16 protein-coding genes, 2 tRNA genes and 2 rRNA genes are annotated in these 23911 nt (G+C 43.8%); 9 read left to right on the top strand and 11 right to left on the bottom strand.

From position 1 onward, the window contains the following. Positions 1-341: 341 nt before the first annotated feature. From ftsY to RRG12_RS16820, 3 genes are all read right to left on the bottom strand, one after another. On the bottom strand, positions 342-1994 hold the full coding sequence (ftsY, locus tag RRG12_RS16830) for a signal recognition particle-docking protein FtsY (RefSeq protein ID WP_420760075.1): 1653 nt from the start codon (positions 1992-1994) through the stop codon (positions 342-344). A 254-nt stretch (positions 1995-2248) separates the two neighbouring features. After that, positions 2249-2890, bottom strand: a complete 642-nt coding sequence (gene nusB / locus RRG12_RS16825) for a transcription antitermination factor NusB (RefSeq protein WP_069074253.1) — start codon at positions 2888-2890, stop codon at positions 2249-2251. Positions 2891-3012: 122 nt separating this feature from the next. Beyond that, positions 3013-3777, bottom strand: coding sequence for a DUF502 domain-containing protein (locus tag RRG12_RS16820; RefSeq protein ID WP_069074257.1), 765 nt, complete (start codon positions 3775-3777; stop codon positions 3013-3015). 10 nt (positions 3778-3787) lie between these two features. On the opposite strand from RRG12_RS16820, the gene RRG12_RS16815 reads away from it, so the two are divergent. Continuing rightward, positions 3788-3931: a hypothetical protein gene (locus tag RRG12_RS16815; RefSeq protein ID WP_420760074.1), complete on the top strand. Its 144-nt coding sequence runs from the start codon at positions 3788-3790 to the stop codon at positions 3929-3931. Positions 3932-4310: 379 nt separating this feature from the next. Here the strand turns inward: RRG12_RS16815 and RRG12_RS16810 are convergent, their stop codons facing one another. The 3 genes from RRG12_RS16810 to RRG12_RS16800 form a co-directional block, all read right to left on the bottom strand. Next, positions 4311-5219 carry a glycosyltransferase family 2 protein gene (locus RRG12_RS16810; RefSeq protein WP_069074252.1) on the bottom strand — a complete coding sequence of 303 codons (909 nt, stop codon included), beginning with the start codon at positions 5217-5219 and terminating at the stop codon, positions 4311-4313. A gap of 83 nt (positions 5220-5302) precedes the next feature. Continuing rightward, positions 5303-6145, bottom strand: coding sequence for an HpsJ family protein (locus RRG12_RS16805; protein WP_181928276.1), 843 nt, complete (start codon positions 6143-6145; stop codon positions 5303-5305). A 519-nt stretch (positions 6146-6664) separates the two neighbouring features. Next, positions 6665-7138 carry a hypothetical protein gene (locus RRG12_RS16800; protein ID WP_420760073.1) on the bottom strand — a complete coding sequence of 158 codons (474 nt, stop codon included), beginning with the start codon at positions 7136-7138 and terminating at the stop codon, positions 6665-6667. A gap of 205 nt (positions 7139-7343) precedes the next feature. Between RRG12_RS16800 and hetZ the strand changes: the two genes are divergently transcribed. The 3 genes from hetZ (at position 7344) to RRG12_RS16785 (ending at position 12153) form a co-directional block, all read left to right on the top strand. Continuing rightward, positions 7344-8549: a heterocyst differentiation protein HetZ gene (gene hetZ / locus RRG12_RS16795; protein WP_069074249.1), complete on the top strand. Its 1206-nt coding sequence runs from the start codon at positions 7344-7346 to the stop codon at positions 8547-8549. Further along, a complete protein-coding gene (locus RRG12_RS16790; RefSeq protein ID WP_420760072.1) occupies positions 8542-9519 on the top strand; it encodes a PatU in 978 nt (325 codons plus the stop codon). The genes hetZ and RRG12_RS16790 overlap by 8 nt, the downstream gene beginning before the upstream one ends. 330 nt (positions 9520-9849) lie before the next feature. Beyond that, positions 9850-12153 (top strand): transglutaminase TgpA family protein, encoded by a 2304-nt coding sequence (locus RRG12_RS16785; protein ID WP_420760071.1) that lies wholly within the window; start codon positions 9850-9852, stop codon positions 12151-12153. 155 nt (positions 12154-12308) lie between these two features. Here the strand turns inward: RRG12_RS16785 and RRG12_RS16780 are convergent, their stop codons facing one another. Next, entirely contained in the window at positions 12309-12989 is a 681-nt protein-coding gene (locus RRG12_RS16780; protein ID WP_069074246.1) for a uracil-DNA glycosylase, read from the bottom strand. 192 nt (positions 12990-13181) lie between these two features. Between RRG12_RS16780 and RRG12_RS16775 the strand changes: the two genes are divergently transcribed. Continuing rightward, the gene (locus RRG12_RS16775; protein WP_420760070.1) at positions 13182-13868 is read left to right on the top strand and encodes a phosphoribosyltransferase; all 687 of its coding nucleotides are present in this window, start codon (positions 13182-13184) and stop codon (positions 13866-13868) included. Between the two features lie 41 nt (positions 13869-13909). Here RRG12_RS16775 and RRG12_RS16770 read toward each other — a convergent pair whose 3' ends face one another. The 4 genes from RRG12_RS16770 to glyQ all read right to left on the bottom strand — a co-directional run bounded on the left by RRG12_RS16770 (position 13910) and on the right by glyQ (position 19533). Then, entirely contained in the window at positions 13910-15010 is a 1101-nt protein-coding gene (locus tag RRG12_RS16770) for a tetratricopeptide repeat protein (RefSeq protein ID WP_069074244.1), read from the bottom strand. 262 nt (positions 15011-15272) lie between these two features. After that, positions 15273-15743 (bottom strand): NADAR family protein, encoded by a 471-nt coding sequence (locus tag RRG12_RS16765; protein ID WP_420760069.1) that lies wholly within the window; start codon positions 15741-15743, stop codon positions 15273-15275. Positions 15744-15785: 42 nt separating this feature from the next. Further along, a complete protein-coding gene (locus RRG12_RS16760) occupies positions 15786-18140 on the bottom strand; it encodes a ComEC/Rec2 family competence protein (protein ID WP_069074242.1) in 2355 nt (784 codons plus the stop codon). A 493-nt stretch (positions 18141-18633) separates the two neighbouring features. Beyond that, on the bottom strand, positions 18634-19533 hold the full coding sequence (glyQ, locus tag RRG12_RS16755; protein ID WP_420760068.1) for a glycine--tRNA ligase subunit alpha: 900 nt from the start codon (positions 19531-19533) through the stop codon (positions 18634-18636). A gap of 314 nt (positions 19534-19847) precedes the next feature. On the opposite strand from glyQ, the gene RRG12_RS16750 reads away from it, so the two are divergent. The 4 genes from RRG12_RS16750 to RRG12_RS16735 form a co-directional block, all read left to right on the top strand. Next, positions 19848-21336 (top strand): 16S ribosomal RNA (locus RRG12_RS16750). A gap of 123 nt (positions 21337-21459) precedes the next feature. Then, positions 21460-21533 (top strand) — tRNA-Ile (locus RRG12_RS16745). Positions 21534-21621: 88 nt separating this feature from the next. Then, positions 21622-21694: transfer RNA gene (locus RRG12_RS16740), tRNA-Ala, on the top strand. A 253-nt stretch (positions 21695-21947) separates the two neighbouring features. Further along, positions 21948-23911: ribosomal RNA gene (locus tag RRG12_RS16735) — 23S ribosomal RNA — on the top strand; the annotation flags it as partial.

The raw sequence follows: 23911 nt of genomic DNA, 5'->3' as shown, positions 1-23911 counted from the left end.
AATGACGCTCGTAACTCTACTCTTGATTCAGCTATATGCAGCCTGCCATATTGCTTCTCCGTAGGAGTACAAGTAGCCATAGCTAGCAACAGTCACCGAGGGAGGAGAACCCTCCCGCAGTGTCGCAACTAAATGCCCGTGTTGCTACATTTAAAAAGCCCATTCAGGGCATGGAAAAAGGACATTAGCTTGAAATTTTAGCAAAAGTCACCCATTTGTTGTAAGAAACTCATGTTTTTAGGACTTCAACTGTTTCTAGTTAGTTCAAGTGATAATACCAGATCAGTTATCCCTAAATTTATCAATTTGTCAAGAAAAATTTTTAACTTCAAATTTTTCAACTAGCCACTCAAGAGAGCTTCGACAAACTCATAGCTCGAAAAGGGACGCAGGTCTTCAATTCCTTCGCCAGCACCAATAAAGCGAATGGGTAAACCTAGCTGCTGCACAACTGCAAGGGCAACGCCGCCTTTAGCAGTTCCATCCAACTTGGTTAAGACAACGCCACTCAGTTGAGCCGCTTGGGAGAAAACTTCGGCTTGCCGTAGTCCATTTTGCCCTAAAGTGGCATCTAGAACCAAAAGAGATTCTACTTTGGCATTTGGGGCTTTTTTGTCGATAATTCGCCGGATTTTGCCGAGTTCATCCATTAAATTTTTCTTGTTTTGCAGTCGCCCTGCTGTATCTACTAGAAGTAATTCGGTTTGACGCGCTTGGGCGGCTGCGATCGCATCAAAGACAACTGCTGCCGGATCTGTATTTTTTCCAGGATTGGCAATTACATCGACGCCACTTCTACTACCCCAAACCTTCACCTGTTCCACAGCAGCGGCGCGGAAGGTGTCTGCCGCCCCAATCAAGCATTTATAACCAGATTTTTGTCCTAGATGGGCAATTTTGCCGATGGTAGTGGTTTTACCGGCACCATTCACCCCAGTGATTAACCAAATATTTAGGGTTTCTTTTTCTGGGGTAAAGCTAGTTTTGTGGGATGTTTTGCTCGGTGCATCCAGCATATCCCGCAGGATTTTTTTCAAGTAAGCGATCGCTTCTTCAGGTGCGGTAACTTCTTCTCGAAGTTTTGTCTGTAGGGCATTGATAATAAAGTCTGTCGCCTCTACACCCACATCAGCTTGCAGGAGCAATGCCTCAATTTCCGTCACAGCAGCCTGGTTAAGAGGCCCTTGACCAACGATCGCCTTCAGTTGGTTAAGAATACTACGACGAGTTTTGTCTAACCCTTGCCGGAGTTTTTTCAGCCAGGTAATTTCTTCAATAGAGACATCTTCTGGACTTCTACCTTGAGCGGCTAAAACTTTCGCCGACCAGACAAAGCCATCATCAAATAGCAGTCCGGGAATTTCCTCTCCTGTTTCTGAGGTTGTAGCTACTGGCTGTACTACCTCCGGTTCTGGAACTTCAATGGCGGTGGCTATTAGTTGTTCCAGCTTGGCTTGCCGTTCTGCCGCCGCCCTTTCTAAGAAGGATGGTGCTGTTGGCTGTGTTGCCTCTACTGTCGCTATTGGTTCGGTGGGTGTTGGTTCAACTTCACTTAGCGTTACTTCTGGGCTGGAGACATCCGGCTGATCAGTAGTTGCCGCGACTGAGGAATCTTCTGTAATTTTTTCCTCAGTCGCAGCTGGGATAACTTCTGGCTGTGTTGTTGCTACGGTTGTATTAACAAGTTCCTCAGTTGCTTCTGGTTCGGTAATTTCTGCAATTACCGTTTCTGGGGTTTCAGGTTGCACTGATGGTGCTGAGGTATCTGCTGAATCAGATGGGGTTTCTACTACCTCAGCTTGTTGTTTTTGCTGAATATTTTTGTAGGCAGCTTTAGCAAACGCCAACAAATCTGCTGTCGAATCTGGTGCAGTTTCAGCAGTTGGTGTTGACGTTTCGGCTGGCTCTGCTTGGGGTTCTTGTACAGGAGGAGTTTTTTCCTGTTTCTGATCAGAGGAATCGTTATGTTGACGACGGAACCAATTAAATACCATTGCAGCAGTATTAGTTATATGAGCTATAAGTTATAAGTTATGAGTTTAATTTAACTTTGCACTTTTTCTTGGGGTGGAAACTTCCGGGTTATCCTCACCTTTGGGCAGCAGTTTCCGGAAAATCGTTACAACAGAAGCTTCCCTGCGTGAACGCAGCGTCTTGAAGGGAGAGATTCCGCTCGGAGGAAGCCGCAGAAGCGGCTACAAATTTTTCTCCATAGCAGTGTATAGAAATTACGAATTACGCAGTGGTACTATGCTGTTTTTTTCTGCTCAGTGACTCGGCGCAAAACACCGTTAATAAATCGATGCCCATCGTCTCCACTGTATCGTTTGGCTAGTTCCACAGCTTCGTTGATGGCGATACTGTCTGGAACTCCTAAGAACTTCATTTCTGCAACGGCGATTTGCAAGATATCGCGGTCAATTTGGGCTAGGCGAGTTACTTGCCAATCTACTAAGGCAGCAGAAATGAGTTCATCTATAATATGTCGATTTTCATTGACGGTAATCACAAGCTCTTTCGCGTAATTCCGAACTCCCTTATCCTGATTAGCTAACTGAATCAATACTGGGAACTCAACTGCCGTACCCAACTGATTGATTGCTGTCTGGGTGCAAGCGATCGCTTCTTGAAGCATTGTTCTGGCAGAATTCAGGTCGGAAGCTCGAGTTTGGCTACTTAAAAGGCGATCGTTACTGCGTTGGAGTTCCCCTGCGGCATTATCGAGGGTATCTTGTACTTCTGTAGTCAGAGTGCGTACTGCTCCTAGCACCAACTTGGATACTAGTTGATCGTCTTCCAATTTATCTAATTTTTTTGGGTTGACTGGCAATTGGCTAAGGCTTAAAAGCGCCAATTCACGAGCAATTTGCTGGGGTTTACGAGGTTGCATAAAAGTGATTGGTGATTGTGCGAGAACTGATTAACTTGGCTGGACAAACTTACAAGTCTATCAATTTTGGCACAGTCAAACAACAACATTACGGATTTGCTTGTGACTTTGCCAGATTGATTTTAAGTTTCTTCAACGGGAATAGCTTGCTGCTTGATTTCGTTGTGTTTCACCTCCAAGGTTGACTCTTTGGGGAAAACCAAGGGTGTATTGGGGGCGACAATGCCACCTGATACAACTATTTTAAAGGCGTCTTCAATGGACATTGAGAGGTTTACCACTTCGTCTTCAGGAACGACTGCGTACCATCCAGTAGTCGGATTTGGAGTGGTGGGGATAAAAACACTTAGCACGGGGCGAGGCATTTGGGCTTGGATATCACTGCTAATTGCACCAGTGACAAAGGCGATCGCCCAAATTCCTCGGCGGGGATACTCTATCAAAATTACCCGGCGAAACTTGCCATTAGAATCTTTTAGTATTGTTTCTAAAAGTTGTTTGAGAGTTTTGTATACCTGTCCAGCTAAGGGAATTGCCTGTAAAAACCGCTCACCAAAATCTAGTAACCAGCGTCCAGCAATATTCCGAGCCATCAAGCCCATTAGAAGGATACACAGTAGTGGTACAGTTAATCCTACTAATAAATTCAGTAGATTTACTAAAAGTGGATTTAACCCATCAAAGGGATTTAGTTGTTTGGGAATTTGGGTGAGGAAGTTGATTACCCAAGTAGCAATGGTAATTGTCAGCCAGATAGTGGTTGCTAGGGGAATTACTACCAACAAACCAGCAATCAGGTCGTTTTTTAAGTCCTGTTTTAGGCGATCGATTACCAAGCTCCGATTCTCCTGTTTTAAGCTAGAGGAACTTTTGTTATTGGTATCCATACCAGCAGATTTGTCAAATTCAGAAGACTTTAACTTTAGGCAGTTTTTGCCACAAGTAACTGTCCAAAACGCTAGCAAGTTGGTGCTGCCGCAAAAACACGCACTTGTTGCTGTAAATCAGCTATTTTCCTATAAGCATACAGATAGACCTTAACCAATACGATGGCGACTGGTTATTTTCAGAGGATGTTACTTTTCTTTGCAAGACTTGTAAATGATTGTTGCAAGTCCTGAGATATTACTAATCTACCGCGCTCAATCAAAAGCTGCTCATGATTGTGAAAGTACAACAGAGTAGCCTAAATAATTATTTTATCTGGTTATTCACTCACCTTTGAGCAGGAGGGGCTTTTATGAAAATGGTCTGTTAAAAATATTAATTTATCATGGTCGTATTTTTTTAGATGTAAAAGGCAGTAAGGGCGCACAGCTAACTATGCGCCCTTACTTCTGAATTATGATTTTGCGATCGCATACTCGCCTGATCGCTGCTTGTTTATTTTTCTAGGAATCCTTCTAATCTCTAGTCCTCTTTATGCCGCATCAACCTGTGTAGTTTCAGAATCTACGCACTGTAACTGTTGTGTACTCTCTTGTACCAAAATTCCTGTTGCATCTAAATTAGGTTTTGGTAGATACTTCATTTCCCAGACTTTGAGCAAAATTAGATATTCGTAGAATGCCTGCAATGTACACCAAGCGATTCCAGCGCGTCCATCTAAACAGCCACCTAAGATAAAATACATATATACAAACCGTAGCAACGGTCTAGCAGGTAAACGTAAAGACAAATCTTTTAGGGCGCGGCGTTTTTCGACTTCCGATTTACCAAAGAATAAATCTTGCCAGTTAACCTTTCCCTGTTCTAGTTGATACAATGTTTCTTGAGCTTCATCCGTGGAATAACGGTTGTGCTTGTCAATCCAACGGCTCAAACCTTTACTACAAGTGTAGTGTGGGTATGTTTCTTTTAAAAAGCTAGTTGCACCGTCACAAACTTCCCGCTCAGTATGACCATAGTCTGAAAACCACACTTTCCCGTGGCGGAAGAGTCGCATTTGGTAGCGGGGATACTGTGTGCTGTAGCGAATCCAATGATTCATGAACATCACACGTTCAGCCACATAGTAACCAATGTAGTCTGGATTCTGACTTGCCTTTTCACACTCTGCAAACAGTTCTGGTGTCATGCGCTCGTCAGCTTCGAGGATGTAAACCCATTGGTGCTTTGGGGGGATAGACTCTAACATCCAGGTGCGTTGGCGTCCGTGGCTTTCAAAAGCGTGTTGAACGACGCGGATGGGATAGCGACTAGCGATTTCCACAGTGCGATCGCTACTGCATGAGTCCACAACAATGATGTCATCCGATAGCATCGCCGATTCGATACAAGCAGCAATATCTAACTCTTCGTTATATGTCAGTATGTAAATTGAGAACATTACCCAAGTTTTATAGTTAAAAGTTAAAAGTTAGGAGTTAGGAGTTAGAAGTTATTCTTCCTAACTCCCCACTCCTGAAAGGATTAGCGTGCAGTAGCTCTAGGTTTACCACCTTGTACAGCACCCCTACCTCTTAAGCCTGTCCAGCCGATGATAATGTAACCAATAGACAACAGCAAACTGCTAATCCCAATCCGCAGTCCAGACTTCCAAGCAGTATCTTTAGCTTGTTGCAGTGCTTCGTCTCTGCGCTGGCGGACTTGGCTCAATTGTTGAGTTTGCAGCGTTTGAATATCTGTTTGTTGCTCGATAGCTTTCTCAAGTACTTGGGGATCTGTTTTAGCCTTCTTCAGTAACTCTTTGATGTTTGCGGGAATTTGAGCGCTTTCAAGTGCTTGCTTATATCTCTGCTCATCTTTGAGGATTTCACTAAACTGAGCTTTGGTTTGGTTTCGCAGTTGCTCTAGTTGAGCTTTTCCTTGCTCAGTATTCAGTTGTGCTTGCAATTGCGATAACCGAGTGTTCAGTTGAGTTTCTGCCTGATCTGCTTCTTGGGTGATTCGGTTGAGTGTTTGAGTCTTAGCTTGATTGACGTTATTGAGGTGTAGGGGAAAAATCAGCAAGAACATCAACCCTAAAATACTTGAGATGATCAGAGCAGGCAATCTTAAATCGATACCTTGGGGGCGATCGCTTCCGGCATCAGCACTATCAAACCAATACCCTGCAAACAAAAGCCCCAGTCCTACCAGAGGAACAATTCCCCGATCAACTAGCGCTGTTGCCAAATTGATTTGCCATACCCGATCAGTCGGTTGAAAGGGTAACAATAGAATCAAAAAGTCAACGAAAAAGGACAAAATGCAGATTATTCCAACTACCTTAACTGTGAGGGCAGTACTCACGGAAGTAAAACGGTTAACCATAGTTTTTCAAACTGGCGGTGAATACGAGTGATTTTCATATTTCAAGCTACTTAAATATTGTGCCCATGACCGTGACTGTTGTGTAGAAACACAAAGCAGATTCAATACTGGTAAAGGCTATCTGCCTCTTGGTTTTCAACTAGGCCACAGTAACATTTGTTATGTACAGTGTCTTCAGAAAATTCCTGGTGTTTTAATATACAGATTCAATACGGTGCTGAAAGGAAAACTCATTAATGACTCGAATTACCTTATATAAGACTCATATTTGATTTTTGAGTGGATCGAGGATATTTCACGAATGAACTCTGGTTTACTGGAAAACTAAAACTAAAAAATGTTCACTGATAACTGTTTATTAACCAATTTTAGGTTTCACCGAGATTGAGCTAGTAGAATGGTGTAAGGGAAAGAAAAAAATTCTTTTTTCCTGAACTTAGAAAACTTTTCTCAAGGAATTTGATATTTAAAATTTTGGATGTGGGATTGTATTTAAAAAATCTCACATCCAAAATTTTTCTATGCAATATCAGGGGGTATCTGTTTAGGCGATCGCTGTTGTCGCAACTGTTGTTGCATGAGTTTTTCGAGTTCAGAGCGCCGAACTTCAACGGTATGAGTGGTCTTACCCGGCGTCTCCAAAAAAACGATACTATCTACGGGTTCTAATGCCACCAATTGAAACAAAATATGGGTGACAGGAACAATTTTAGCTAGCATTTGAGGGTCAAGCCCAGCAGGGGAAATTAGAGAGACATCCTGTATGGTAGGGAAAGCGTAAATCACACGCTTTTCCAATCCTGGATTAGCACGATTGCTCAACGTAGTTAAAACCCAGCTTGACTCTGAATTTTGGAGAATATAGTACTGGGAGTAGCGTAATTTTTGAGCGATCGCTCTAAGGACAGGAGCAATTGCTGCAATCAGATTTGGTGTTATACCATCGCGGGGTGCATTGTCAATCAGCAATTGAATTTGTGCTTCTAAATCCATAATGACTTGTATACGGCTCCTGGGTAATGGCAATAACATCTATCAAAGTGTGAACAATCCCATCAAAGTTGGGAATAATAAAATCAGCCACATCCTCAATGTCGGATTGGTCTGCGTTTAGCTTATACGTAAAACTCAAAAAGCCAATACCCACAGTCCTACAGGTTGTATTTAAATACTTAGGGTCTTATTGAAAACCGAGACTATGAATTCAGCCGCAACCGCAACTATTCCATCTGCAACTATTCTGGGAGACAATTCTAAAGGCGTGGAGGTGATCTTTCAACTCCTGTCCAAGGAGTTTCAGCAGTCAACGAAAGCTTCGGAAAAAAATTGCCACGATGTCGCAACACGTATTACTACCGAAGTCTACCGGATTTGTCATGAAAGCAAACGCATTCAAGCTTCTGGGTCTGTAGAAAGCTCGGCAATGACCCTAGCTCGGCATCGACTGCAACAATGTCTCAGGTACTATCAGTTGGGTTCAAATCGGGGCAGGGTAGAATTACACAGTACTCTGAGTGCAATTATTTATCGATACATTAATCCCCCTCAGAGACAATTGAGCTATCAAGGGCGGCTGACCATAATTGAAGATTTTCTCCAGAGTTTTTATCTGGAGGCATTGAATGCTTTCCGGCGAGAAAATCAACTTGGTGCTACTTATCGCCCTCAGACACTCTTGGAATTGTCCGAGTATATGGCATTTACCGAGCGCTACGGCAAGCGACGCATTCCTTTACCAGGCCGTCAGCAGCAGCTAATTATCCTCCGGGCACAAACTTTTTCCCAACAGCAACCCCCAGAAACTAGTGTAGATATAGAACAAGCCGCAGAAGGTAGCAATAATGAAGGTGATGGTTCTTGGGAAGAACCAGCAGTGCATCAATTGCGCTCCACAATGGCGACGCAAGCCGAACCCGAACCCGAAGAAGACACCTTGCGCTCCGTTGTCGTTACAGAATTAATGAATTATCTCGAACAACGACAACAATCTGACTGTGCTGATTACTTTTCCCTCCGCCTCCAGGATTTATCAGCACAGGAAATTGAGTCGGTTTTGGGTTTAACTCCTCGTCAAAGAGATTATTTACAGCAGCGCTTTAAGTATCATTTGATTCGGTTTGCCTTGTTGCACCGTTGGGAATTAGTTCACGAGTGGCTGGAAGCTTCTTTGCACACCAATTTGGGCTTAACTCCCCAGCAATGGCAAGTATATACAGCACAGCTGGACAATAAGCAACGGTCTTTATTAGAGTTGAAGCAACAAGGACAAGCTGATGAAAAAATAGCAAAAACTTTAGGGCTGTCAATGGCACAACTTCAAAAACGATGGTTTAAGATTCTTGAGCAAGCTTGGGAAATTCGTAACTCATTAGTTTCCGGATCAGGTGCATCTACTCATGAATAGTGACTCAGAATCCTTACAACACCAGTGTCTCGGTTGGTTATTGACAGATGATGTCAAAAATAACGAGCAATCGGTAGAATGTGAGGAAAATGACGGGGTAAAAAACCTCCTCAAGGAAGCCACCGCTTCAAAAAGCAGTGAGCCAAAATTGGGAGGAACACCCCAGGCCTTTCAATTGGGAGAAATTCCTACTGTGCAAGATCGTTTTCAAGCCGTCCTTAAGCATCGGTTACAAATCCAAGCCCAAGACCACCCACCGTTGTTTCCCTGGGAAACACAATTAATCGATTATCCTGATTTTGTTGATGAGCCGTCAATGACACTCGTTCCTACGTGGGGATGGATGGTACAACAGTCAAAGTTGAACTTACCGACTCGCTTACCGGAAAGAGTTTTCCAACAATTGCTAGAACAGTGTCAGGCTTTGGTGACATCTTCAGTGCCGTTGGGGGCAAAATTAGTTCAAGTGGTGGAGAACTTTTTTCCCAACGAGTCTCAAGCACTAAATGACATAGCTGGACTGGTGCTAAGAAGCACCTATCGCTCTGTAAATACTCTGGAGGCAATGCCCACTATTCAGAGCGATTACTCAGATTTACAACCGCGTCAACAGATGGCTTTGTCGTTGCTAGCAGCTAAACAACTGCTGGAAAATCTGACTCTACCACTTTCAGCAACCAGTCCAGTGGTTGAAAGAGAATGGCTAACCAGTGTTGGTACTTTGAACATCAGAGTAGAGTATCAGTCTCTAGGTAAACTTACAAAGTTACTTGTTCAAGCTGAGTTACCCGTTAAAGGAACTTTAACGCTGCGGGGAAGTGGCACATTAGCAATGGCAACATCTTCAACTTCAGAATACTTAAGTGTAGAGTTAAGCTGCGAGCAACTTAACCCAATTTATACCCTAGAAGTTGAGTTTCCAGAAATAGACCAACAGCCATTGTTGTTCGTCATTAATCCCACGATTTAGTTTAAATTACCACCGCTAGCACACTACGTCGCCCAACGCCGACATATATTAAGAGGATTTTCCTAGTTTTGAAGCTCATCCTATTTTTCAACAAGCGGTCATTAGGGTGTCTACGAGAAGCAGTTATTACAAAGACACAAGGACACGGAGAAATTTGATCGTTTCTCCGTGTCTCCACGTCTCTCTCACCATATCTTCTTGCTTCGCCGATCTCCCCATATCTATCATTTTTTTGACACAGTAGTAGGGTAGCCAATTACATCCCCCGCATTGTGTCTGTCGCATCTACATCATTGCTTCCATTAGACTCAAATGTTTAACTTATCCAGGATGAATCGGTTTTGGCGTCTCCCTGTAGGTAATTTTTGGCGACAAAATCCGCAGGGGTCGCCTTTGATAGAAGTAGAAGATTCAATTTCCTTGCGGGTGTTGGTGCTAGCGTTGGTTATTTTGGGAATTGTAGCGACGGATATCGCCGCTGAGACTTCATTTAGTTTTTGGGCGTTACCCTTAAGTGTAGTAGGCGCGATTTGGAGTTACTATCGTCGCTGCGATCGCAATGTTGCAGTTAAGTTCTGCATCGCCATTGGAATGCTAGTAGCACTGGGTGCTTTTTTTGGGCGATTAGTGGGGGAGTTAAATGATACGCGGTTGAGTTTGGCAGAGTTATTAATTCAACTCCAGGTGTTGCATAGCTTTGATACACCCCGCCGCAAAAATTTGGGCTATTCAATTGTTATAGGACTGATTTTATTGGGTGTGGCAGCAACCCTAAGTCAGACTTTAGCATTTGCACCTGTGTTGCTATTGTTTTTAGCGATCGCTTTACCGACTTTAGTATTAGATTACCGCTCACGTTTGGGTTTGCAACCATTAAAAACTCAAAAGGAAAAATTCAATAAGAATAATTCCTCAACTCTTAATTTTAAATTTTTAATTCTGAATTTTTTGCTAATTGTCGGTCTGGGACTGGCAATTTTTGCTGTTTTACCGAGATTTCCTGGCTATCAATTACGGAATTTTCCTGTAAGTTCTGCTATTCAAGTAAAAGGTAATTTCACAGGACGTAGTATCATTAATCCCGGTTATGTCCGCGAAGGCAATGGTAATGGTCAAGGCGGTGGTAGCGGTGGTACAGGGCAAAACCAAGCTGGTCAACCAGGAAAAGTAGATAATAACTTTTATTACGGTTTTAATAGCCAAATTAATCAAAACCTGCGTGGCGAGATGAAACCTAAAGTTGTGATGCGGGTGCGATCGCAAGCTGAGGGTTTTTGGCGGGTGCTAGGATTTGACCGTTATACAGGTAAGGGATGGGAAGTTTCTCGGAATGAAGATGTTACGACTATTAGGCGATCGCCTTGGTCTTACCAAATTTTTCTTCCCCCACCTCTGATTACTACTAAAACCCAGGAGATAGTACAAACTTATACAGTAGTAGCGGATTTGCCTAACCTAATTCCAACGATGGCTTATCCCAAAGAGATTTACTTTCCCACACCGATGATCGCAGTTGATAAAGAAGACGGATTGCGATCGCCTGTGGAATTATCAGAAGGACTAACCTACACTGTAATTTCCGAAGTACCATACCGCGATCGCACTTTATTAGGTCAAGCTTCGACAAAATACCCGCAACAGATTAAAAAGCATTATCTGCAAATTCCTCCCGAAATTTCTGAAAAAGTCCGGCAACGCACCGAAGAAATCCTCGCTAACTACAATCAGGAACGAGTTGCAAAGTCTTCTAAAAGCCTAGATTCACCCTATGAAAAGACTCTCTACTTAGCTCAATACCTAAAGCAAAACTACTCTGTTCCCCAAAATCCCTTAGAACTGCCTTATTTAAGTGAAAAAGAAGACTTGGTAGAAGCTTTTTTGTTCAAGTATAAAGGAGGCTATCCAGACCATTTTTCGACAGTTCTCACGGTGATGCTGCGTTCCATTGGTATTCCAGCACGATTAGTAGCGGGGTTTAGTGCTGGACAGTTTAATCCATTTACAGGGCTATATATTGTCCGTAATACTGATGCTTATGCGATGACGGAAGTGTATTTTCCTAAATATGGCTGGTTTGCCTTCGACCCCATTCCCAATCATCCCCTGATTCCCCCATCTATTGAAGACACTCAGACTTTTAGTGTCTTGCGCCAATTGTGGAATTGGGTTGCTGGGTGGTTGCCTTCTCCGGTGACAGGTTTGTTGAATAATGTATTTGAGACAATATTTAGGTGGGTGATTAGAGCGATCGCTTGGTTTATTGCTTTATTTTCTCAAGGTTGGTTTGGCGTATTGACTGGCTTAATTTTAGCAACCACAGCAGCTTTCTTTGGTTGGCTGGGTTGGGGTCAGTGGCGACAGTGGCGCAATCGTCGATGGTTAAAGAAATTGCCAGCAATGGAAAGCCTGTATCAACAAATGCTGCAATGGACAACCCAAAAAGGTTTGGGTAAGCATCCAGCACAAACACCATTAGAGTATGCCAGAGTCTCATACCAGCATCACGCCCCTGCAACTGCTGAGGTAATAGATGAGATTAGCCAAGCCTATGTTGGCTGGCGTTATGGTGGGCATACGCCTAATTTGAAGCGACTGCGAGAAAGATGGCAAGGTTTGAAAAAGACTGCTAAGTGATTCATCAATGAGTCCTGTACAAAGGTTATCTATTCGGCAACCTTTTTGATAAATTGCAACTAATAGCACTTTTCACAATTCCTGAAATATAAATTGCCCCTACAGCGTGTAATTTGGCGTAAGTCTTATAAAATCTAAAATCCAAAATTGAGTCATTAGATGTTATTTTGGATTTCGTCTAACTTGGCACGCACTGCCTGAATATCTTGCCACATCAACCATTTCGGCGCACCTCTTTCCTTGGAAGGGTTACGCAACAAGTAGGAAGGATGAAAAATTGGCATACATAAACGTCCTTCCCACTCTAGCCACTGACCGCGAATTTTCGTAATCCCTCGCTTATCGCCAGTGATGCCTTTGACAGCAGTTGCACCTGTTAACAGAATTATTTTGGGGTCAACTAGGCGAATTTGTTCTAGTAAGTAGGGTAAACAAGCCGCCACTTCTACAGGAGTGGGAACTCTATTATCTGGTGGGCGACATTTGTTGATATTGGCAATGTATACATCATGATCAGTAGTCAGATTCACGGATGCCAAAATTTTCTCTAACAACTGCCCTGATCTGCCCACGAATGGTAAACCCGTTTCATCTTCATTTTGACCAGGCGCTTCTCCTATAACCATAATTGGGGCTTTGAGATTACCGCGTCCGACAACCGCATGAGTCCGAGTGTCCCCTAATGGACAACGGTGACAGCGATCGCAATCCTGTTTCAACTCCGTTATGCCAGAATAAGTTCCCGGAGCGATCGCAATTTTCGCGTCTGTAGGAATCAGTTCTCGTTGGTTAAAGCTTGAGTCGTCGAAGAGGCTGAGTTGGGTTTCGCTGCTCATGAAAATCAGGATTTTGGCATCAGCGCCAGCTGTTTATCTGAGTTAAATACTCGCTCTGGTTAGAGATTTATCAGAATAAATAGACTATCGCTGAATACTTAATTATTTATACAAATCTTATTGTATCAGTTAATTTGAGACAAAATTCAGTCATGATAAAAGCAATGCCGTCCTAAGATGCTGGGGAAAACCATGTCACATACCCCACTTTTTGCTGATCGCACCCATGCGGGTGAGATATTAGCGCGAGTAATCCATGATGTTTTAACTCAGCAAACTATTGATTCTGGGGTAAAGCCCGTACCAATTGTTTATGCTTTGCCCAGAGGGGGTATACCAGTAGCAGCACCAATAGCACGTCTTTTGAATTGTCCGTTGACAATCCTCGTAGCAAAAAAGATTAGCCATCCAGAAAACCCAGAGTTAGCAATTGGTGCAGTGACTACTTCTGGAAATGTTATCTGGACTGATCAAAAGCTATTTCGTTTTAAACATGATGGGCGGTGGCGGGAAGTAGCTTTAAATAAAGCCATTAACCAAGCGAAGTATCTTGAGGCTCAATTAATTCCTGCTTGTCCCCAGTTCAATCCACAGGATGCAACACTTATCTTAGTTGATGATGGCATCGCGACAGGTATGACAATAGCGGTAGCAGCAATTGCTCTCAAAACGCTTTCTCCAGCAGCAGTTTGGCTATGTACTCCAGTAGCGCCACAAAAATTGCTACCCTGGTTAGAACAGTGGGGCGATCGCACAATAGTCTTGGAAACACCAGAACCCTTCCGGAGTGTGAGTAACTTTTATGTCGAATTTCCCCAAGTAGATACATTAGAAGTTCTCTTATATCTCCAGCAACATAAAGACAACGAGAGACATTGATCTGTGCGATTAATTTTGAATTGTTTCTCTATCTCTGTTTTTTAACTATTTAAAGATGTTCCCTGTTGGTATTGCATAGCTTTGGCATAATCACCCAAGGCGTAGCAAGCAACTCTCAGACTGGCAAGAGCTTGTTCTTCACTGCGGCGGTCTTTGAGATTCCTAGCTAACACTAAACGTTCTTCATAATATGTAATTGCTTTGTTATAGTCACCTAAAGCTTCACAAGCAACTCCTAAACTACCTAAAGATTGTTCCTCGCTACGCTTATCTTGAATTTCTTTGGCTAATTGCAAACGATCTTCATAATACTTAATGGCTTTAGCATAATCACCTAAGGCATAACAAGCATTTCCCAGATTTTTTAATACCTGAGAAGCACTGCGAACATTTTTTAAGGAGCGTGCTAGTAATACACATTGCTCATAATAAGCGATCGCTTTTGGGTAATTGTCCAAAGCATACCAAGCATTACCTAAATTCTTGAGTACCTGTTCCTCACCCCAGTTATCTTTGAGTTCCCGCACAATCTCTAGGCTTTGCTGCTGATACTCAATGGCCTGTGTAAAATTGCCCAAAGCTTTATATACCAATCCCAAATTATTTAGTGCTGCCACTTGACTCCGTTTGTCTTGCAGCTGCTTCGTTATTTTTAAACACTTTTCCAGAAACTCAATTGCCTTTTTATGTTCATTCAGGTGGCGGTATGCATTGCCTAGATGGGAAAGTGCTTGCATTTGCACTGCTAAATCTGAGGTGTTATTGAGCAAAGACAAACACTGTTGGGAGTAGGAGATAGCACCTTTGTAGTCTCCAGCGCTGTAAGTTACCAGTGCTAAAAAAGAAAGCACCTGTGCCTGTTTTTGCAAATCCCCAACTGCTTGAAATAGCTCCAAAGATTGTTGTAAAGACTTCATCGCTACTATTAATTCACCAGCTTGCTGCTGTTGAATTCCTTGCCTTAGTAGGTTTGACGCTTCCGATGAATGGTCATCACTTTCCTGTGGAGGTAGTATTTCTGCTTGTGAACCAGAGTCAAATTCATGAGTAATCGTATTACGCTTCACTGGTTTTAGGTATGTTATGGGTAATTGCAGGGGAACTGTATTTTTCGATCTATCATTCCATGCACCTTTAGGCATCAACCCCTTCCTATTAAGTCTGGTGATAAATTTATTGTTCCCAAAACCAGGATGTATCTTTCATCAGACTGGTTTACCACAGCCTAAGTTTAGCGGGGGTGATAGTTTATCGATGAAGCGATCGCTAATAAAAATATTTTTTATAGCAATAGACTACTAAATATTTAAGCCTAGTAATCTTAGTTTTATACCTTTAATTATCTCTCTTCTTCAATTTAGATTCTAGAAATCGATACTGGTGCAAATATTCATAGCAATAATATTATTTAACATTTTTATTATCAACATCTGTATTGTATGTATGGTGTAGGATATCGCGTACCTCCATTAAAATTTTCCCTAGCATATTTTTACCACTACCATCGGCTCCGCAACCCCAGTAAAAATCTATCGGTGAGTTTTCAACAATTTCTGCATTGCCTGTGGAAAGTAAGATATCCCTAATATCTGTATGGGTTTGAAATTTACACAGCACAGCTTGCCGCATGATGTCATCTTTAACTTGTTCCCAATCTTGACGTAGGGGACGGGTTCTCTCACGTCCCATTTTTGCCGCATCTTTAGGTGTTTTAACTAGACGGATTTGTTCTACATGAAGTGTACCCACAAACTTTTGTGCTTGAAAGTAGTGTTCGCTAGTTGACCAATACAATTCATCTAATTCAAAGCCGTGGGGCGAAAAGTTAGAGAAACAGCCATATTCTTCACGAGTGCTATAAAAATAGATTGTCATAGAAGTTTATACCAGTTTTAATTTACTGAATTTGTGAGTCTTTTATAAAACAGATGATTTATTTTCTGTCGCTTCAATAAACGCTTCAAATTGGCCATTCGGTGTCCATTGAATAGCTCCATCTCTTCCTGTGAAGAACAGTTTTGTTTTACTTTGATTAAGTTCAGATAAATTTTTTGGATCAAATTTGGCAGAAGAAGCGATCGCTACTTGTGGTTGTAGAGCAATAACTAAATCTTTCAAGGATTCAGGGGCACACCAAAGTACTTGTGGGCGAGGTAGACTTCCATTTTTAACTAGTTGTTGAACCTCTTTAGACTTAACATTACCTACTAATAACCAATTCTGATCTAAAATTTGCAATTGTAAGATGGGTAATTGGTCATTAATTAATTGTGCTACTATCGAACCAGCTTTCACAGCTTGACCAACAGCCAAAGGTTGATAAACTCCTTGGTTTTTTTGTAGTTCTTGTTGAATTGCCTGAATTGTAATAGCATTTTCTGATTTGGGGGAATATTCATAAAAGTTTTTGATTGGCAAACGTCGCATTAATTCAAACCAAGCATTACTTTCATTGCCTTGAAAATCAGTTGCGATCGCCCAATTAATTTGATTGACGCCCTGCTGTTGTAAAAACGGTAGGACTGTGAAACGTCCTGTACCTTCATCGCCACTATTAATTACAGTTACAGTACCTCGATCTTGAACTATTACAATTGGTTCCGTACCAGATTCTAATACTGTTATCCTAAACAATGTATTTGTAGAATGCCAAAGGGGGATGAATACTAAACCAATCGCAATCATATTAGCAAACCACCATCGCCGCTGCCACCAAGGCACTAACCAAACCATTATAATCAGTAAATAAATTGTCAGAAGCTGCCAAGTAGATATACTACCTACAGCCACAGAATTTCCTGGCAGGTTGCTAAAAAATTCCACTAGTTTAATTAGCCAATCAGTCGGGTAATGCAACACAGTAGCTAAAAAGCTTCCTGCCTGAGTCCAGATTAACGCTGTTATGGCGCTAATGATGCCGCCTATACTAATGATTGAAACTAGGGGAGTACTAAGAACATTTAGTAATAAACTGTAGGATGGTACAACCCCAAAGACAAAAAGTTGCACAGGTAAAGTCCAAATAGTTGCAGCTAAGGGAACGGCAATCAAAGAAGCGATCGCAGGAGGTAACCATGCTAGACGATTGACTAATGCGGGTACTGTTACGACTAATCCCAGCGTTGCTAAAAAACTCAATTGAAACCCTAAATCCCAAATCCATAAAGGATTAAACACTAATAACAGAGTTGCCGCCAATAGTAGCGAACCCAACTGTTTTACCTTCCTTTTTAATAGCAGCCCTACTAATGCCGCAAAACCCATAATTACCGCTCTGAGTACTGCTGGTTGAAAACCTGTTAAACTCAGAAAAATTATTAAAGCCAAAAAGCCAAGGGTAAATTGCGTTCCTTTTTTTGCCCGCCTTGTTAATTGTAAGATCACACTCAAAATCAAAGAAGTTTGGAACCCGGAAGCTGCCAAAGCATGAGCTAATCCGGCTTGTACAAACAAGTCGCGGATATCGTAGGGTAAATCAACAGCTTTGCTACCTAAAACCATGGCACTGACAAGAGGGCCTTCAGGGACACCCAACCAACGAACTTGCGATCGCACAATTCGCTCCCGAATTTGCCACCATCCCCATTTCCGTTCCTGCTCTAAAACATTTATTTGTCGCCCAATCAAACCAGCAAACGTTCCTTCCTGCTTAAGAAACTTCTGAAAATCGAAACCACCAGGATTGGAAGCTGCCTTTGGTTTGTACAAAATACCAGTCACAGCGATTTGTTGACTAGGGTATAACCCAGTAGCTTGAAGTATAGGCACTGTCACATACAATTTGCCTGTCACCCCTTTTGGAACACCTGCGGAACCTTTTTCATTTTTAACCTCATCTAGCTGAGTCGCTTCCAGCCAAAATTGTCCTCGCTGACTGCGAGTTAAGCGAGGATTACTCGCCACTTCACCGCGAATAATCACAAGTTGTTCTTGATTACTGCTATTTCCAGGCGGGACGAACTGACTAATATCTTTTTCACCTGGTTGCGGCACTCGCCATTGAAAATATAGAGTTGCCAATAATCCCAACAAGCCAGCAGCTAGCCATATTCGAGGATGGGGAATAGTTTGCCAAGTGTTAGGCACTGCTTTATTTTTACTTCCAGCATTTTCTGCTTTCTGAGCAAATTGCCGTAGGATAGTGCGTCTTCTAAAGATAACTGCTCCTACTATCCCCAGAACCAAAATCCACACACCACCCCAAGGAACTGCTGTAAACAGCAACCCAAAAATGTAGCCAAGACAAATAATTACACCACTAGTTTGAATCATAAGATTTTTGTAAAAGCGCCTGAAAACCTGAACTTGCCGCTGATTTAAAAATAGTTAGGGTAGCAATAGAGAAAAATCGGCATTTCTGAATTTGGCTATAAAATTCAAAAATAAAATATTCCAAACTCTTATTATCTGCGCTTCAAGCGTCTCTGGGTGAGCTTTTCATCTCTTTAATCAGCAACAGCGAAAATTTTTTATGCTTCTGGTGAAGTATAGTCCATCAAGTTTATACAAACAAAGCCCGCACAGGCGGGCCTTATCCTTATAGCTTTAATGTTCTAGACTCAATATTTAACCGTATTTCTGTCTTTTAGCAAAAGCCAAATTATTAAAGATATATCTAGCTTAAACCTCAGCACAGCACGGATAAACAGAACATAAAGTCGTAGCAAATTTAATTTGGCAAGACTCTGCGTACCTTTGCGTTCCCTGAGTTTAAAAACGCTATGCTTTCACACAAAGCTGTACTTAGTTCGTGTAGCTACACCCGTTAGGATCTTGGGCTTCCTGTTGAACTCATAGTATCTTTGAGCAACGGAAAACCTAACTTTTCCCTTTGCTCAACATATAAATGAGCCACCTTCCTAGCCAAATGCCGAATCCTGGCAATATAGCGAGTTCTCTCCGTCACCGAAATCACACCTCTAGCATCCAGCAGATTGAACGTGTGTGAACACTTCATTACATAATCTAAGCTAGGCAAGACCAATCCTCGCTCCGTCAATTGGGTAGCTTCCTGCTCATACAAATTAAACAGCGTCAATAGCAACTCAGGATTCGACGCTTCAAAGTTATAAGTAGACTGCTCAATCTCACTTTGCAGGAAAACATCTCCATAAGTAATGTTGTCTGTCCACTGAATCTTTGTAAATGCTTCTACTTGCTGGAGATACATTGTCAGCCGCTCTAAGCCGTATGTAATCTCAATCGACACCGGACGGCAATCAATTCCTCCACACTGTTGGAAGTAGGTAAATTGAGTAACTTCCATCCCGTCTAACCATACTTCCCACCCAGTGCCCCAAGCTCCTACCGTTGCATCTTCCCAGTTATCCTCGACAAACCTAATATCGTGGTCTTCAGGACGAATGCCTAAAGCCCTCAAGGAATCCAGATATATCTCTTGAATATTATCTGGTGATGGCTTAATCAGAACTTGGTACTGATAATAGTGTTGGAAGCGATTCGGGTTTTCGCCATAGCGCCCATCTGTAGGGCGACGACATGGTTCAACGTAGGCAACGGCCCACGGTTCTGGCCCCAATGCTCTTAAAAATGTATGGGGATTCTTAGTACCAGCCCCCTTTTCAATATCGTAGGGCTGGGCAATGAGACAACCGCGATCGCCCCAAAACTGATGCAATAAACCTATTACTGACTGAAAATTCACGCTTCCTCCTTCCCTACTTAACACAGTGCATAAACCATTGTTGCCTACAACCCAACACTGTAGCTAGTTTCAGGAGACGAAGAAACAATCCCAAAATATTTTGGAAAAAGTAGTTGACACAAAGAGGTAGGTTCGCTATATTGAATAAGTGCCTGAAGCGGAGCGCGAAAGAGCGACGCCTGAAGGACACCGAACCTTGAAAATATTATAGTTTGAAAGCCATTATACAACAAGTGGTCAGCGTCAAGCAAATAAAGAGAACTAAGCTGAAGTTTTAAAAGAGCAGCTAATTGAGCTATAGAGCTTTCCAATACAAAACGGAGAGTTTGATCCTGGCTCAGGATGAACGCTGGCGGTATGCTTAACACATGCAAGTCGAACGAAATCTTCGGATTTAGTGGCGGACGGGTGAGTAACGCGTGAGAATCTGGCTTCAGGTCTGGGACAACCACTGGAAACGGTGGCTAATACCGGATGTGCCGAGAGGTGAAAGATTAATTGCCTGAAGATGAGCTCGCGTCTGATTAGCTAGTAGGTGTGGTAAAGGCGCACCTAGGCGACGATCAGTAGCTGGTCTGAGAGGACGATCAGCCACACTGGGACTGAGACACGGCCCAGACTCCTACGGGAGGCAGCAGTGGGGAATTTTCCGCAATGGGCGAAAGCCTGACGGAGCAATACCGCGTGAGGGAGGAAGGCTCTTGGGTCGTAAACCTCTTTTCTCAGGGAAGAACACAATGACGGTACCTGAGGAATAAGCATCGGCTAACTCCGTGCCAGCAGCCGCGGTAATACGGAGGATGCAAGCGTTATCCGGAATGATTGGGCGTAAAGCGTCCGCAGGTGGCTATGTAAGTCTGCTGTTAAAGAGTCTAGCTCAACTAGATAAGAGCAGTGGAAACTACATGGCTAGAGTGCGTTCGGGGCAGAGGGAATTCCTGGTGTAGCGGTGAAATGCGTAGAGATCAGGAAGAACACCGGTGGCGAAGGCGCTCTGCTAGGCCGCAACTGACACTGAGGGACGAAAGCTAGGGGAGCGAATGGGATTAGATACCCCAGTAGTCCTAGCCGTAAACGATGGATACTAGGCGTGGCTTGTATCGACCCGAGCCGTGCCGTAGCTAACGCGTTAAGTATCCCGCCTGGGGAGTACGCCGGCAACGGTGAAACTCAAAGGAATTGACGGGGGCCCGCACAAGCGGTGGAGTATGTGGTTTAATTCGATGCAACGCGAAGAACCTTACCAAGGCTTGACATGTCGCGAATCCTGGTGAAAGCCGGGAGTGCCTTCGGGAGCGCGAACACAGGTGGTGCATGGCTGTCGTCAGCTCGTGTCGTGAGATGTTGGGTTAAGTCCCGCAACGAGCGCAACCCTCGTTTTTAGTTGCCAGCATTAAGTTGGGCACTCTAGAGAGACTGCCGGTGACAAACCGGAGGAAGGTGGGGATGACGTCAAGTCAGCATGCCCCTTACGCCTTGGGCTACACACGTACTACAATGCTCCGGACAGAGGGCAGCAAGCATGCGAATGCAAGCAAATCCCGTAAACCGGAGCTCAGTTCAGATCGCAGGCTGCAACTCGCCTGCGTGAAGGAGGAATCGCTAGTAATTGCAGGTCAGCATACTGCAGTGAATTCGTTCCCGGGCCTTGTACACACCGCCCGTCACACCATGGAAGCTGGTAGTGCCCGAAGTCATTACTCCAACCTTTCGGGGGGGAGGATGCCTAAGGCAGGACTGGTGACTGGGGTGAAGTCGTAACAAGGTAGCCGTACCGGAAGGTGTGGCTGGATCACCTCCTTTTTAGGGAGACCTACACCCCTTACATATCGAAAAGCATACAGCTATATAGATAGTAAGTTGGTCTAACCTAGGTCGGTCGCAGACATTTGTTGAAAGCTTTCAAACTATGATTTGGTTCGATATGGGCTATTAGCTCAGGTGGTTAGAGCGCACCCCTGATAAGGGTGAGGTCCCTGGTTCGAGTCCAGGATGGCCCACCTGAATCAATTAAAAATGTAAAATGCAAAATTAAAAATGAAGAAAATTCAATTTTTAATTTTTAATTATCAATTTTTAATTGTATCTGGGGGTTTAGCTCAGTTGGTAGAGCGCCTGCTTTGCAAGCAGGATGTCAGCGGTTCGAGTCCGCTAACCTCCACCTGTGGCGATTGTCAAAACAAAAAAGCCATTGAGAAATCAGCAACATGACTTATATAGAAGTCAGACTGCTGAGTTAGTTCTCAGCCAGAACCTTGAAAACTGCATAGTAACGCGAAATTAGCAGGCAGACACAGACATAATTAGTGCTGAGTACTGAGTGCTGAGTACTGAGTGAAATCAGTATGAAGTGACGAAGTAAGCAGAACTAACTATTTGTGAATGCAAAATTGTAGAACACCAAATGTTTGAGTGGTCAAGTTAATAAGGGCTAACGGTGGATACCTAGGCACACAGAGGCGACGAAGGACGTGGTTACCGACGATATGCTCCGGGGAGTTGGAAGCAAACAGAGATCCGGAGATTTCCGAATGGGGCAACCCTTAATACTACCTGCTGAATATATAGGCAGGAGAGAGCCAACCCAGCGAATTGAAACATCTTAGTAGCTGGAGGAAGAGAAATCAAAACAGAGATTCCCTGAGTAGTGGTGAGCGAAAGGGGAAGAGCCTAAACCAATTGGTTTACCGATTGGGGTAGTGGGACAGCGATATCGAATCTGGAGGCTAGACGAAGCAGCTAAATACTGCACCAAAGAAGGTGAAAGTCCTGTAGTCGAAAGTCAAAGGATAGTAGCTGAATCCCGAGTAGCATGGGGCACGAGGAATCCCATGTGAATCAGCGAGGACCACCTCGTAAGGCTAAATACTACTGTGTGACCGATAGTGAACCAGTACCGCGAGGGAAAGGTGAAAAGAACCCCGGAAGGGGAGTGAAATAGAACATGAAACCGTTAGCTTACAAGCAGTGGGAGGACTATTAAAAGTCTGACCGCGTGCCTGTTGAAGAATGAGCCGGCGACTTATAGGCACTGGTAGGTTAAAGCGAGAATGCTGGAGCCAAAGGGAAACCGAGTCTGAAAAGGGCGATAATCAGTGTTTATAGACCCGAACCCTGGTGATCTAACCATGGCCAGGATGAAGCTTGGGTAACACCAAGTGGAGGTCCGCACCGACTGATGTTGAAAAATCAGCGGATGAGTTGTGGTTAGGGGTGAAATGCCAATCGAACCAGGAGCTAGCTGGTTCTCCCCGAAATGTGTTTAGGCGCAGCGGTAATGATTATATCTGGGGGGTAAAGCACTGTTTCGGTGCGGGCTGGGAGACCGGTACCAAATCGAGACAAACTCTGAATACCCAGAGCACACATTGCCAGTGAGACAGTGGGGGATAAGCTTCATTGTCAAGAGGGAAACAGCCCAGACCACCAGCTAAGGTCCCCAAATCATCGCTAAGTGATAAAGGAGGTGAGAGTGCACAGACAACTAGGAGGTTTGCCTAGAAGCAGCCACCCTTGAAAGAGTGCGTAATAGCTCACTAGTCAAGCGCTCTCGCGCCGAAAATGAACGGGGCTAAGCGATGTACCGAAGCTGTGGGATTAACTTATGTTAATCGGTAGGGGAGCGTTCCGTCGTAGGTAGAAGCAGTAGCGGCAAGCAGCTGTGGACGAAACGGAAGTGAGAATGTCGGCTTGAGTAGCGCAAACATTGGTGAGAATCCAATGCCCCGAAACCCTAAGGTTTCCTCCGCCAGGTTCGTCCCCGGAGGGTTAGTCAGGACCTAAGGCGAGGCCGAACGGCGTAGTCGATGGACAACGGGTTAAAATTCCCGTACTGATTGTAGGTTGTGCAGAGGGACGGAGAAGATAATTGTCAGCCGGATGTTGGTTACCGGTTCAAGCGTCAAGATGTTGAGAGACGGCGAAAACGTTTCGAGTTGAGGCGTGAGTACGACCCACTACGGTGGGGAAGTGGCATAGTCTAGCTTCCAAGAAAAGCTCTAAACACGTTAACTTACAGTTACCTGTACCCGAAACCGACACAGGTAGGGAGGTTGAGAATACCAAGGGGCGCGAGATAACTCTCTCTAAGGAACTCGGCAAAATGGCCCCGTAACTTCGGAAGAAGGGGTGCCCACCTAAGACGTGGGTCGCAGTGAAGAGATCCAGGCGACTGTTTACCAAAAACACAGGTCTCCGCAAAGTCAAATCGACGCAGTATGGGGGCTGACGCCTGCCCAGTGCCGGAAGGTTAAGGAAGTTGGTCAGGGGGAAACCTTGAAGCTAGCGACCGAAGCCCCGGTGAACGGCGGCCGTAACTATAACGGTCCTAAGGTAGCGAAATTCCTTGTCGGGTAAGTTCCGACCCGCACGAAAGGCG

This window comes from Nostoc sp. CALU 546, from assembly GCF_048836525.1.
This window is presented reverse-complemented; position numbering and strand designations above follow the sequence as displayed.

Excerpts from the sequence above, each read along its gene's own strand:
- RRG12_RS16765 (WP_420760069.1), bottom strand. The coding sequence starts at position 15,743 with ATGACAATCTATTTTTATAGCACTCGTGAAGAATATGGCTGTTTCTCT.
- RRG12_RS16820 (WP_069074257.1), bottom strand. The coding sequence starts at position 3,777 with ATGGATACCAATAACAAAAGTTCCTCTAGCTTAAAACAGGAGAATCGG.
- RRG12_RS16805 (WP_181928276.1), bottom strand. The coding sequence starts at position 6,145 with ATGGTTAACCGTTTTACTTCCGTGAGTACTGCCCTCACAGTTAAGGTA.
- RRG12_RS16760 (WP_069074242.1), bottom strand. The coding sequence starts at position 18,140 with ATGATTCAAACTAGTGGTGTAATTATTTGTCTTGGCTACATTTTTGGG.
- RRG12_RS16775 (WP_420760070.1), top strand. The coding sequence starts at position 13,182 with ATGTCACATACCCCACTTTTTGCTGATCGCACCCATGCGGGTGAGATA.
- RRG12_RS16800 (WP_420760073.1), bottom strand. The coding sequence starts at position 7,138 with ATGGATTTAGAAGCACAAATTCAATTGCTGATTGACAATGCACCCCGC.
- ftsY (WP_420760075.1), bottom strand. The coding sequence starts at position 1,994 with ATGGTATTTAATTGGTTCCGTCGTCAACATAACGATTCCTCTGATCAG.
- RRG12_RS16810 (WP_069074252.1), bottom strand. The coding sequence starts at position 5,219 with ATGTTCTCAATTTACATACTGACATATAACGAAGAGTTAGATATTGCT.
- RRG12_RS16785 (WP_420760071.1), top strand. The coding sequence starts at position 9,850 with ATGAATCGGTTTTGGCGTCTCCCTGTAGGTAATTTTTGGCGACAAAAT.
- hetZ (WP_069074249.1), top strand. The coding sequence starts at position 7,344 with ATGAATTCAGCCGCAACCGCAACTATTCCATCTGCAACTATTCTGGGA.
- RRG12_RS16770 (WP_069074244.1), bottom strand. The coding sequence starts at position 15,010 with ATGCCTAAAGGTGCATGGAATGATAGATCGAAAAATACAGTTCCCCTG.
- RRG12_RS16780 (WP_069074246.1), bottom strand. The coding sequence starts at position 12,989 with ATGAGCAGCGAAACCCAACTCAGCCTCTTCGACGACTCAAGCTTTAAC.
- nusB (WP_069074253.1), bottom strand. The coding sequence starts at position 2,890 with ATGCAACCTCGTAAACCCCAGCAAATTGCTCGTGAATTGGCGCTTTTA.
- RRG12_RS16790 (WP_420760072.1), top strand. The coding sequence starts at position 8,542 with ATGAATAGTGACTCAGAATCCTTACAACACCAGTGTCTCGGTTGGTTA.